At 62.8% G+C, this 11,167-nt stretch carries 9 protein-coding genes and 1 other RNA gene; 6 read left to right on the forward strand and 4 right to left on the reverse strand.

All coding sequences use genetic code 11. The annotated features are described in order from the left end of the window. Positions 1-281 precede the first annotated feature (281 nt). The 4 genes from ompA to ssrA all read left to right on the forward strand — a co-directional run bounded on the left by ompA (position 282) and on the right by ssrA (position 2,967). A complete protein-coding gene (gene ompA / locus FFS21_RS20625; protein ID WP_066739225.1) occupies positions 282-938 on the forward strand; it encodes an outer membrane protein OmpA in 657 nt (218 codons plus the stop codon). A gap of 175 nt (positions 939-1,113) precedes the next feature. Continuing rightward, complete coding sequence (gene ubiG / locus FFS21_RS20630; protein ID WP_137926688.1) at positions 1,114-1,857, forward strand: bifunctional 2-polyprenyl-6-hydroxyphenol methylase/3-demethylubiquinol 3-O-methyltransferase UbiG; 744 nt, start codon at positions 1,114-1,116, stop codon at positions 1,855-1,857. Positions 1,858-1,861: 4 nt separating this feature from the next. Further along, positions 1,862-2,518 carry a phosphoglycolate phosphatase gene (gene gph, locus FFS21_RS20635; RefSeq protein ID WP_137926650.1) on the forward strand — a complete coding sequence of 219 codons (657 nt, stop codon included), beginning with the start codon at positions 1,862-1,864 and terminating at the stop codon, positions 2,516-2,518. An 88-nt stretch (positions 2,519-2,606) separates the two neighbouring features. Next, positions 2,607-2,967, forward strand: a transfer-messenger RNA (tmRNA) gene (ssrA, locus tag FFS21_RS20640). A 74-nt stretch (positions 2,968-3,041) separates the two neighbouring features. On the opposite strand, the gene FFS21_RS20645 is transcribed toward ssrA, so the two are convergent. Both FFS21_RS20645 and FFS21_RS20650 read right to left on the reverse strand, forming a co-directional pair. Beyond that, the gene (locus FFS21_RS20645; protein ID WP_237380039.1) at positions 3,042-3,413 is read right to left on the reverse strand and encodes a hypothetical protein; all 372 of its coding nucleotides are present in this window, start codon (positions 3,411-3,413) and stop codon (positions 3,042-3,044) included. A 103-nt stretch (positions 3,414-3,516) separates the two neighbouring features. Next, on the reverse strand, positions 3,517-4,692 hold the full coding sequence (locus tag FFS21_RS20650) for a lytic polysaccharide monooxygenase (protein ID WP_137926651.1): 1,176 nt from the start codon (positions 4,690-4,692) through the stop codon (positions 3,517-3,519). 248 nt (positions 4,693-4,940) lie between these two features. On the opposite strand from FFS21_RS20650, the gene FFS21_RS20655 reads away from it, so the two are divergent. Next, the gene (locus tag FFS21_RS20655; RefSeq protein ID WP_137926652.1) at positions 4,941-5,345 is read left to right on the forward strand and encodes a hypothetical protein; all 405 of its coding nucleotides are present in this window, start codon (positions 4,941-4,943) and stop codon (positions 5,343-5,345) included. 74 nt (positions 5,346-5,419) lie between these two features. Here the strand turns inward: FFS21_RS20655 and FFS21_RS20660 are convergent, their stop codons facing one another. Together FFS21_RS20660 and FFS21_RS20665 are read right to left on the reverse strand one after the other, a co-directional pair. Next, positions 5,420-5,890: a cyanophycin metabolism-associated DUF1854 family protein gene (locus FFS21_RS20660; RefSeq protein WP_137926653.1), complete on the reverse strand. Its 471-nt coding sequence runs from the start codon at positions 5,888-5,890 to the stop codon at positions 5,420-5,422. A gap of 19 nt (positions 5,891-5,909) precedes the next feature. Next, positions 5,910-8,204: a cyanophycin metabolism-associated ABC transporter gene (locus FFS21_RS20665; protein ID WP_137926654.1), complete on the reverse strand. Its 2,295-nt coding sequence runs from the start codon at positions 8,202-8,204 to the stop codon at positions 5,910-5,912. 310 nt (positions 8,205-8,514) lie between these two features. Between FFS21_RS20665 and cphA the strand changes: the two genes are divergently transcribed. Further along, positions 8,515-11,166: a cyanophycin synthetase gene (cphA, locus tag FFS21_RS20670; RefSeq protein WP_137926655.1), complete on the forward strand. Its 2,652-nt coding sequence runs from the start codon at positions 8,515-8,517 to the stop codon at positions 11,164-11,166. The last annotated feature ends 1 nt before the right edge of the window (position 11,167 follow it).

The raw sequence follows: 11,167 nt of genomic DNA on the forward strand, positions 1-11,167 counted from the left end.
CCGAAACCCCCTACCCGGCAACCCATACAGGACAAGGGTTTGCAGGCGCCGCAAGTCCGATGTTGCACAAACACCACAGGCCCAAAACCACGTGGTTAGATCGAATATATTTACTTCTTAGGAAACGAGCCTTGTGGCACAATTCCCCAGCGAAGAGCCAGACATTGTTCGAAGTGGAGCATACTCCACATCGCGAATGTTATACTCCGAAGAATGTATGACTTGTTTTCGTCCATTTGCTCGCAGTAACCCTGCGGTGATCTCATCCTGAGAGGAGAAATATGAAAAAATTTGCCAAGCTCGCACTCGTTGCAGCTACCGCAGTAATGGCTGCATCCGCTCAAGCCCAGTCCGTCCCCTATGAAAAGAAGGCCGTGAACGATAACTGGGGCAACGGTACGAGCGAGTACGTGTGGAAGAATGGCACGAACGAGCTCTGCTGGCGCGACAGCTCCTGGACCCCGGCAACGGCCAATGCCCTGTGCGATGGCGCACTGGCTCCGGCTGCTGCTCCGGCTCCGGCACCGACCCCGGTGGCACCGCCGGTTGTGTCCAGCGAGAAGGTCACTTTCGCTGCTGACACGCTGTTCGACTTCGACAAGGCTGTTCTGAAGCCCGAAGGCAAGGCCAAGCTGGACGACCTGGTCTCGAAGCTGCAAGGCATCACGCTGGAAGTCATCATCGCCGTTGGCCACACCGACTCGTTCGGTTCGGACAAGTACAACGATCGCCTGTCGATCCGTCGTGCTGAATCGGTCAAGGCTTACCTGGTGAGCAAGGGCGTCGAAGCCAACCGCGTCTACACCGAAGGCAAGGGCAAGCGCCAGCTGAAGGTTGATCCGAAGTCGTGCAAGGGCAACCGCACCGCTCAGATCGCCTGCCAGCAGCCGAACCGCCGCGTGGAAGTCGAAGTGGTCGGCACCCGCAGCGCACGTTAATCGGAACGCTTCCGATGAAGAAAGCCCAGCGCAAGCTGGGCTTTTTTTCGTTTATGCCTTCCGTGTTTCCACTGGAAAACCAGGCGCATCTCCGCCTCGCATGCCAATGCGGCTCTGGTTTTTTGGTAAAGTTGCCGCAGCCTTCTCACGAGACCGCCGGTCGCCCGGCCTTAAGATGTCGCATTCGTCCACGCTCACCTCCTCGCTCGATTCCCGCCCCGGGCTCAACGCCGATCCGAAAGAGATCGACAAGTTCAGCGAGCTCGCTCACCGCTGGTGGGACCCGAATAGCGAGTTCAAACCGCTGCATGACCTGAACCCGCTCCGGCTCGGCTGGATCGATGGTATCGCCGGCCTTTCGGGCAAGCAGGTCATCGACGTCGGCTGCGGCGGCGGCATCCTGTCCGAAAGCATGGCGCGCCTGGGCGCCACGGTCCGCGGCATCGACCTGTCAACGAAGGCACTGAAGGTGGCCGACCTGCACAGCCTGGAATCCGGGGTGGCAGTGACATACGAAGAGATCGCCGTCGAGGCGTTGGCCGCGCGCGCGCCATCCAGCGTCGACGTGGTGACCTGCATGGAAATGCTCGAACACGTGCCCGATCCGCAGTCGATCGTGCGCGCCTGCACCGCGCTGGTCAAACCGGGCGGTTATGTCTTCCTCTCGACGATCAACCGAAACCTGAAGGCATATCTGCTGGCAATCGTCGGCGCCGAGTATGTCCTCAACATGCTGCCGCGCGGCACGCACGACTTCGAGAAATTCATCACGCCCTCGGAAATGGCCCGCTTTGCCCGCGTAGTCGGCCTGGAGCTCATCGAGATGCGCGGCATGACCTTCAACCCGATCACGCAGGTCTATGCGCTGGGCCGTGATACTGACGTCAACTACATGATGGCATTCCGCAAGCCACGCTAAAACGATGCCAACATTCGACGCAGTTTTCTTCGATCTCGACGGCACGCTGGCCGACACCGCCCCGGACCTGGCCGCGGCGGCCAACCGCCTTGTCGTGGAGCACGGGCGGGACCCGGTCGCCTACGAGAAACTCCGTCCCGTCGCCTCACATGGCGCGCGCGGACTGATTGGCGTCGCGTTCGGCAAGCGACCCGAAGATCCGGAATTCCCCGCGCTTCGCGATACGTTCCTGAACTACTACGAAGCGGACATCGCCGTGCATACGCGGCTGTTCGACGGCATGGACACGGTGCTCGCGGCCCTGGAAGCCGACGGCATACGCTGGGGCATCGTCACCAACAAGATCGCCCGCTTTACCGTGCCGCTGGTAGACGCCATCGGCCTGACACCGCGCGCTTCAGCCGTCGTCAGCGGTGACACCACCGCACACGCCAAGCCCCACCCTGCCCCCCTGCTGCACGCCGCCGCAGTGAGCGGCGTGGACCCGACCCGCTGCCTGTACGTTGGGGACGACCTGCGCGACATCCAGGCCGGCAAGGCCGCGGGCATGGCAACCGTTGCCGCCGCCTACGGCTATTGCGGCGACGCCGAGCCGCCCGAGACCTGGCACGCCGACTACCTGATCCAGCATCCGTCGGAGCTGCTGACGCTGCTTCGCTGAGTCCCCGTAGCCCAGAAGGAACCACCGTGCGCCAGCGGCGTCGAAACGGAGTACAATCGCGGTTCTTTCGCGTTTGACTACGCACATTGGGGCCGACCTGGTTTCGACGTGGGTTACAAAGCAGTGGAGGGCATACCGAGGACCCGTCACCTCGTTAATCAATGGGAATGCAATAACTGCTAACGACGAACGTTACGCACTGGCTGCCTAAGGGCTAGCCGTCCTCGCACTGGCTCGCTGACGGGCTAGGGTTCGCAAGAACCAGCGAGGTCATTTACGTCAGATAAGCTTCGGGAGTGTCACGGGCCCGAGGACGAAAACCTAGTGACTCGCCGTCGTAGAGCGTGTTCGTCCGCGATGCGCCGGTTAAATCAAATGACAGAACTAAGTATGTAGAACTCTCTGTGGAGGGCTTGCGGACGCGGGTTCGATTCCCGCCGGCTCCACCAGACACAAAAAAACCCAACCTTCACCGGTTGGGTTTTTCCTTTCCTGGCCACGCTTCGCGGGCGGCAGCGCCACGTCAGTGCATCACGGCACCCGTCGCCGGCAAGCTATCCAGTCGTGCCTTGTAGAAGCGCTCCACGGGCAGCGTGACGCCCAGCCACGCGAACATGTGGCCGGCGTGGTCCACCGACTGGATCATGCCCGGCATCCACAACCGCTGCAGGCGCGTGGCTTCCATGCCCGAGCGCTCGGCAAAGCCGTCAACGCCGAACTCCTGGATGGCCTTGAACAGCACCAGGCCCACCAGGTACATGTCACCCGTATCGAGGGCGATTTCTGCCTGTGCGGTCCAGCGCGCTTCGCGGTTCTCTATTTTTTCTGCTTCTGCAAAGCGCTCGCTCATATCCGGTTCTGGCGTGCTGCCCAACAGGTGAAACGAAAGACTCATTGCCCGTCTCCAAATCCCGTGTCGAAATTCAATGACGGCAATTGACGCCGAAAACTGTAGCGATCGGTATAGATCGCAGCAGTTTTCAGCGCAAATACAACAGTTAGCGGACGATGCGCCACAGAGCCGGCGTGGCCGCTGGGGTCCAGCCAGCACCTGCCCAAGCCGTATGACGTTGTCGGCAAGCGTAGCGGCGACCGTTGTACGTCACCACCTGTCCGATTTCATACGATACGTTTTCGGCCCACGGCGTGCCGCCCTTCGCCCCTGCGTTGCCACTATTGCCAGTGGCACCGTTACCGGACGACGGTGCTTCCTTGTCCACCTCGAACTTGTAACCCTCATAGCCCTTGCCCAGGTAGACCCGGTTCTGCGTTGCCGAGGTCTGCGGCACGACGTTCGCCACACCGTTCCGCGACTGGAGTTCGCCGATGCGGAAGACGTGCGATTCGGCGTTGACCTTCTGCGCGAGCTGGAAGGCCCAGGCATCGGCGCCCGTGCGTCCTGCCACCACATCGACCGTGTGTTTGGCGATGTCACGGCCCGAGGCATCCATCACGCGGAAGGTCAACCTGGTGCCCGCCGCCAGATCTCCTGCTGCAACGAGCGGTCCTTGGTCTTCCCAGCCGGCGGAAGGTGCGGCGACCCCATCACCGGGAAATTTCACGTCGGCGCACGCGTAGAACGCTTCGGGGCTGTCGTTGCGCTGCCAGACGCTGTAGATGATGTGGCTGCCCTTCTTGCCAGCGGGCAGTCGCACGTTCATGCGATACCGGCCGCCCTCGTTGGTCGCGGACGAGCCGGGCACCGAGGCGAACTCTTCAAGATCGCTCCAGGCGAGCGCCTTTGACGGGTCCCAGCCGTCGCGCGTGATGTAGTACTTGAAATACTGTGTGGCATGGCGGGCCGTGGCGCGCCAGACGAACGTGTAGTCGCCTGCCGGTGTCGGTACGATCGAGGTCTGTTGCCAGTCGCCGCGCGGCAGGTCAAGGCCACGGAACAGCGAGGAGCCGCCCGAGCACAGCATGCCATCGGCTACAACCGCCTTGTGGTCACCGTTCGCACCGCCCTGCCGCACTCCGTTCCAGTCATAGAACTGCTGCGCGCCGCCCACCGCGCGGGCGGCCTTGCAGCCGCCTGACTTCGGACTCTCTGCACCTTCGTTGTAGCAGTTCAGCACGCGGCTGACCGGCAGTTCCATGGTTCCGTGAGCTATTGCCGAGGTGGGCAGCGCGGCGCCCATGGCAAGCCCCGCGAGGATGATGACTGTCTTTGACATATTGCACCTGAAGAAAAAAGGGGCGGGAGATCGAGACTGCAACCGCCATGGGGAACCCGAAAGCGGCGGGGCCGATTTCACCCGCTACAAGGTGCGAAAAAAATAGGAAACTTCCTAAAGCATCAAAGTCTTGCGATGCTTCAATTCCTGCGTGCGTACGATGCCGGCAACCTATCTGAGAACGAATCGGACGAGCGCCCGACAGCGGGCGCTACAATAGCCCGTCGATGCTCTCACGCCCTCTCCTCATGTCCGATCACCCACGCTTCACCATCAACCGGTCCATGGTCATCCTGCTGCCCGAGCAGCCATTCGTTGACTGGATCCTCGCCGTCGATCCCGAGCCCCCGCCTACGCTCTCGGTGGAAGCCGTGCGCGACGATGCCAGCGTGTTCCTGCTGCCCGAGGACGCCGCCGACACCCCTGAGAATGCGCAGCAGTGGGTCGAGCAACGCTGGCGCGCCATGTTCGAATTCATGCTCGCAGAATGGTTCGACGAATCACTGTGGCCCGCGACCCTCTCGCTGGACATGTTCCGCAAGTGGTTCTCGGTCAAGTACCACTCGATGATTTGGGACCTGTCTCCCGAGACGACACTCGATTACGAAGATTGGGAAGAGGACGACGACGATTCGTCCACGATGCTGCACTGAACCGGCATCGGCCATGCCAAAGCAAAACGGCACGCCTTGCGCGTGCCGTTTTTCCTTTCACCGCCCTCCCCGCATCAGAGGAATCGGTCCAGAATCTTCCGACTTGGCTTGTCCAGCGTGAGCTGATCGCGAATCAGGTAGTGGATGCCGTGGCTGTCCGAGATCAGCAGCGTATTGCCCGTGAGCCGGCGAATATCCTCCTCTCCGCGCAACACGAGGTCGGTCTGGCCACGGTCGGTCTTCACGGTCCACACGCTCGGCGTGGCATAGGTGGACACGCCCAGGATCTTCTCGATCTCGGGCATGAACTCCCGCCCGGCAAGTTCCGCCTCGATCAGTTCGCGAATCTGCGCAGGCAGCAGATCGAGGCGCGGAATCCAGGCCAGTTCGCGGCCGTCGGTGCTCATCAGGCCGAGGCCATCTTCCGATGCGGAAATCGGAAACGCCCGCACCGGCACCACGCCTTCATGTTGCGTACCATCGGCCATGGTCATCAGGAGCTTGCCGAGGCGATTACGGGTCAGGGTGAATTCAGGCGTCTGCATGGCCGATCCAAATGATGGGTTATTGGGCACCGATCGTCTCGGCCGTTTCGCTGCGGTCGCCAACGCTGGCATCCTCGACATCCACGTTGCGCGCCTGCGCCTGGTAGAGCTTGTAGTAGTGTCCCTCGCGCGCCAGCAGTTCGTCGTGGTTACCTACCTCGACGATCTGGCCGCGATCCATCACCACCAGGCGATCGGCCTTGCGCAGCGTCGACAAACGGTGCGCAATGGCAATCGTGGTGCGGCCCTGCACGAGGTTGTCGAGCGCCTTCTGGATTTCCTTCTCCGTGGTGGTGTCCACCGACGACGTGGCCTCGTCCATGATCAGGATGCGCGGATTGATCAGCAGCGCGCGGGCGATGGAGATACGCTGACGTTCGCCACCAGACAGGGCCTGGCCGCGCTCGCCCACCAGCGAGTCGTAGCCGTGCGGCAGGCGCAGGATGAACTCGTGGGCATGCGCCGCGCGGGCCGCGGCCACGATTTCCTCACGCGTGGCCTCGGGCTTGCCGTAGGCGATGTTGTCGGCGATCGTGCCGAAGAACAGGAACGGCTCCTGCAGCACAAGGCCGATGTTCTGGCGGAACTCCGAGACAGGCAGCGAGCGGATATCGACACCATCCACGCGAATCGCGCCTTCAGACACATCGTAGAAGCGGCAGATCAGATTCACCAGCGTGCTCTTGCCCGAGCCGCTATGGCCTACCAGGCCGATCATCTCGCCGGGACGAATCGACAGGTTCAGGTTGCGGATCACAGCACGGTTGCCGTAGCGGAAGCCAAGGTCGCGCAGTTCGATGGCACCCTGCACGTTCTCGATATGCACCGGGCGCTGAGGCTCCGGCACGCTCGATACGTGGTCGAGAATGTCGAAGATCCGCTTGGCGCCAGCCGCGGCCTTCTGCGTGACCGAGACGATTCGGCTCATCGAATCAAGGCGCGTATAGAAGCGGCTGATATAGGTCAGGAACGCGACCAGCACGCCTACGGTAATGGCGTCGTGGCTGACCTGCCAGATGCCGAAGATCCACACCACCAGCAAGCCCACCTCGGTCAGCATCGTCACGGTCGGCGTGAACAGCGACCACACCGCATTCACGCGATCGTTGATAGCGAGGTTGTGCCGGTTGGCTTCACGGAAGCGCGTGACTTCGCGCTTCTCCTGAGCGAACGCCTTCACCACCCGGATGCCCGGAATCGTATCGGCCAGCACGTTGGTGATTTCCGACCAGATCCGGTCGATCTTCTCGAAGCCATGGCGCAGGCGATCACGCACCAGGTGGATCATCCATGCGATGAACGGCAACGGCACCAGTGTCACGAGCGCGAGCCACGGATTGATGGAAATCAGGATGATCGCGGTCATCGCAATCATCAACACATCGGTGGCGAAGTCCAGCAGATGCAGCGACAGGAACACGCTGATACGGTCGCTCTCCGAGCCAATCCGCGCCATCAGGTCGCCCGTGCGCTTGCCGCCGAAGTATTCGAGCGACAACTTGAGCAAATGCTCGTACGTGGTGGTGCGCAGATCCGCACTGATGCGCTCCGAGACACGCGCCAGCAGATAGGTGCGCGCCCAGCCCAGCAGCCATGCCACCAGCGCCGCACCGAGCAGTCCGCCCAGGTACATCTTGACCAGGTCATAGTCGATGGGCACCCCGTTCTGATACGGAATCAGAACCTTGTCCATCAGCGGCATGGTCAGGTACGGCGGGATCAGCGTGGCACCCGTGCCGAGCACCAGCAGCATGAAGCCGGCCAGCAGTTCCCAGCGATACGGCCGGGCAAAGCGCCACAGGCGCAGCAGCGCCCAGGTGGAAGGCGGCGTTTCGAGTTCGCGGCTGCATTGCGGGCATTGCTCTTCGCCTGCCGGAATCGGCGCCTTGCAGGTGGGGCAGATATCTGCTTCGACAGAGACGGTGCGACCTGTCGTCAGCGCGTCAAGGCGCGTTTCGAACTGGTCGGCCAGACGCAACGCGTCGGGATTGTAACCAAGCGTATAGCGCCAGGTGGCCAGCCGCTGTGCGCCGCTGGCCAGTTCCAGCGTCCCTACCCCTGCATGGTCACCGTGCGAGAGTGACATCCCTGTTGCAATGTCCCAGCTTTGCAGCGATTTTTCTCCAGGTGTGCGAGAGATCAGACGACGATTCGTCACAATCAGCCACCCTTGGGTAAAATGCAGCCTCGCGTCCAGATCCAGTGGGAGCCCGGCCAGAACAGTTTCCCCGGGTGCCAGGCTGGCGGCCAGCTCGGCGACCCAGGGTTCCGGGGTGCCTGAGGGTTGGGGGACGGACGGGGAGGTTTGGGTCATCTGTTGGCGTTGGAAAACGAAAACAAGCTAGGAAACTGGCGGAGAAACGAGTGAAATGCGCGTCCGGATGACCCGAAAAGGATCAGATTCGGACATAAATTGAAACAATTTCAGCAGCTTGCCGACTGGCGGGCCGCAATTTTGCCCGCAAGTATACATAACGCAAACGAACGGAACTCCTGCTGCGCCGCACAACACGGCAGCGTGGTGTTTTTGGAGCCTGTGGGGTCAACCCTGAGCGTGCAGTAACGTTACTGAAAGGTTAGGCTTCCAATTCTCGGGCGCTCGCCCACTGCCTCAAAGTAGATCAATGAAAAAGAAGGACATTGAGATTTTCGATGTCATGTCGCTGCGCGGCCCGAATATGTGGACATATCGGCCAGTGCTGGAGGCGTGGGTCGACATCGGCGAACTGGAGGATTTCCCCTCCAACAAGATTCCGGGGTTCTACGAGCGGTTGTCGGCGTGGTTGCCGACGCTGATCGAGCACCGCTGCAGCCCCGGCGTGCGCGGTGGGTTCCTGATGCGCCTCAAGGAAGGAACGTGGCCGGGACACATCCTGGAACACGTCACGCTGGAACTGCAGAATCTGGCAGGCATGCCGGGTGGCTTCGGCAAGGCGCGCGAGACCCCGGTGCGAGGCGTCTACAAGGTGATCGTGCGCGCCTGGCACGAGCAGGTGACGCGCGCGGCGCTGTTCACTGCCCGGGACCTGGTCATGGCCGCCATCGAGGATCGCCCGTTCGACGTGCCCGAGGCCGTGGACAACCTGCGCCGGCTGGTGGACGAACATTGCCTCGGCCCGAGCACCGCCTGCATCGTCGACGCGGCGGATGACCGGGACATCCCGTCGATCCGCCTGTCGGACGGCAACCTCGTGCAGCTCGGCTACGGTGCGCGTTCGCGTCGCATCTGGACGGCCGAGACTGACCGTACCAGCGCCATCGCCGAATCGATTTCGCGCGACAAGGACCTGACCAAGAGCTTGCTGGAATCTTGCGGCGTGCCGGTGCCGGAAGGCCGCATGGTCGACAGTGCCGAAGACGCCTGGGACGCTGCCGAGAGCATCGGCGTGCCGGTGGTGGTCAAGCCCTATGACGGCAACCACGGCCGTGGTGTCTTCACCAACCTGATGACGCGCGAGGAAGTGGAAACGGCCTATGCCGTGGCCATCGACGAAGGCAATGGCGTCATCGTCGAGCGCTTCATTCCGGGCAACGAGCACCGCCTGCTGGTCGTCGGTGGCCGCATGGTGGCCTGCGCGATGGGCGAGACCGCCTCGGTCGTCGGTGACGGCAAGCAAAGTATCGACGAACTGATCGAATCGCAGATCAATGCCGATCCGCGTCGCGGCAGCACCGAAGACCATCCGCTGAACCGCGTGCGCCTGGATTCCGCGGCACGTCTGGAACTCAAGCGCCAGGGCTACGCCGATGGCAGCGCCGTGCCGGCCGAGGGCCGTACCGTGCTGATCCAGCGCAACGGCAACGTGGCGTTCGACGTCACGGATCGCGTGCATCCGAGCGTGGCGGCCCATGCCGCGCTGGCTGCGCGCGTGGTGGGACTCGACATCGCCGGCGTGGACCTGGTGGCCGAGGATATCTCGCGACCGCTGGCCGAACAGCGCGGCGCCGTCGTCGAGGTCAACGCCGGTCCGGGCCTGCTGATGCACATCAAGCCCGCCGATGGCGAACCGCGCCCCGTTGGCCGCGCGATCGTCGATCACCTGTTCCCGAACCGCAATGGCGTCGAGGACGATGGCCGCATCCCCGTGGTGGGGATTGCGGGCACCAACGGCAAGACCGTGGTGGCCAAGCTCGTCGCACGATTGCTGCAACTCTCCGGCAAACATACGGGTCTGGCCTGCAGCGACGGCCTGTTCCTGGACCGCCGCCGCGTGGAAAGCGGTGACCGTGGCGAGAAGGCCAGTTGGGACGCAGGTCACCGCATCCTGATGAACCGCGCAGTGGAAGCCGCCGTGTTCGAGAACGACAGCGGCATGATCCTGTCGCAGGGCCTGCCCTACGACCGCTGCCAGGTGGGCGTGATCACGAACTTCGGCCAGCCCGATCACCTCGGCGACTACTACGTCGAGGACGAAGACCGCATGTATAACGTGCTGCGCACGCAGGTGGACGTGGTGCTGCAGACCGGCGCGGCCGTGCTCAATGGCGCCGATCCGCGTCTGGTCGAAATGGCCGAGCTGTGCGATGGCGACGTGATCTTCTTCGGCCTGTCCGCCGATGTGCCGGCCATCGCCGCACATCGCGCTGCGGGCAAGCGCACGGTGTTCGTACGCGAAGGCAAGGTGGTGCTGGCCACGGGCAACAACGAAACCGCGCTGACCGATGTCTCGGCGATTCCGCTGACGTACGCGGGCCGTGTCGCGTTCCAGATCGAAAACGTGCTGGCCGCCGTGGCCACGGGCTGGGCGCTGGGCATCTCCAATGACCTGATCCGCGCGGGCGTGGTCACGTTCGATGTGGGCCAGGTGGACGTGCCGGGCCGCTTCACGATGTTCGAGCGCAATGGCGCCACCGTCATCGTCGACGATCCGCACAATGCGCCGGCCTTGACGGCACTGGCTGCCGCGCTGGACCGCTTTCCGTCCGAGCGGCGCCTGCTGGTGTTCGGCGCAGGCGTGCAACGCCGCGACGAGGACATCGTGGCGCAGGGCAAGGTCATCGGCAAGACGTTCGACCGGGTGTTCCTGTGCGAAGACCTGAGCGTACGCCGCGACCTGCCCGAGACCGAGGCGCGCGCCCTGCTCAAGAAGGGCCTGTATGAAGGACGCCGCGTGACCAAGATCATCGACGAAGGCAAGCGTAGCGTGGCTGTGGAAGCTGCGCTGTCGCAACTGGTGGCCGGGGACCTGCTGGTGCTCCAGTGCGACGAGGCATCGGTCGAGAGCACGGTCGAACAGGTACATCAGTGGATGGGCCGCAGCGGACGCCGCGCGTGAA

The sequence above is a fragment of the Cupriavidus sp. 2SB genome, assembly GCF_005503625.1.
Taxonomy (GTDB): domain Bacteria; phylum Pseudomonadota; class Gammaproteobacteria; order Burkholderiales; family Burkholderiaceae; genus Cupriavidus.

Bases quoted from the DNA above. Each gene is read 5' to 3' on its own strand.
- ompA (WP_066739225.1), top strand. From the start codon at position 282: ATGAAAAAATTTGCCAAGCTCGCACTCGTTGCAGCTACCGCAGTAATG.
- ubiG (WP_137926688.1), top strand. From the start codon at position 1,114: ATGTCGCATTCGTCCACGCTCACCTCCTCGCTCGATTCCCGCCCCGGG.
- gph (WP_137926650.1), top strand. From the start codon at position 1,862: ATGCCAACATTCGACGCAGTTTTCTTCGATCTCGACGGCACGCTGGCC.
- FFS21_RS20645 (WP_237380039.1), bottom strand. From the start codon at position 3,413: ATGAGTCTTTCGTTTCACCTGTTGGGCAGCACGCCAGAACCGGATATG.
- FFS21_RS20650 (WP_137926651.1), bottom strand. From the start codon at position 4,692: ATGTCAAAGACAGTCATCATCCTCGCGGGGCTTGCCATGGGCGCCGCG.
- FFS21_RS20655 (WP_137926652.1), top strand. From the start codon at position 4,941: ATGTCCGATCACCCACGCTTCACCATCAACCGGTCCATGGTCATCCTG.
- FFS21_RS20660 (WP_137926653.1), bottom strand. From the start codon at position 5,890: ATGCAGACGCCTGAATTCACCCTGACCCGTAATCGCCTCGGCAAGCTC.
- FFS21_RS20665 (WP_137926654.1), bottom strand. From the start codon at position 8,204: ATGACCCAAACCTCCCCGTCCGTCCCCCAACCCTCAGGCACCCCGGAA.
- cphA (WP_137926655.1), top strand. From the start codon at position 8,515: ATGAAAAAGAAGGACATTGAGATTTTCGATGTCATGTCGCTGCGCGGC.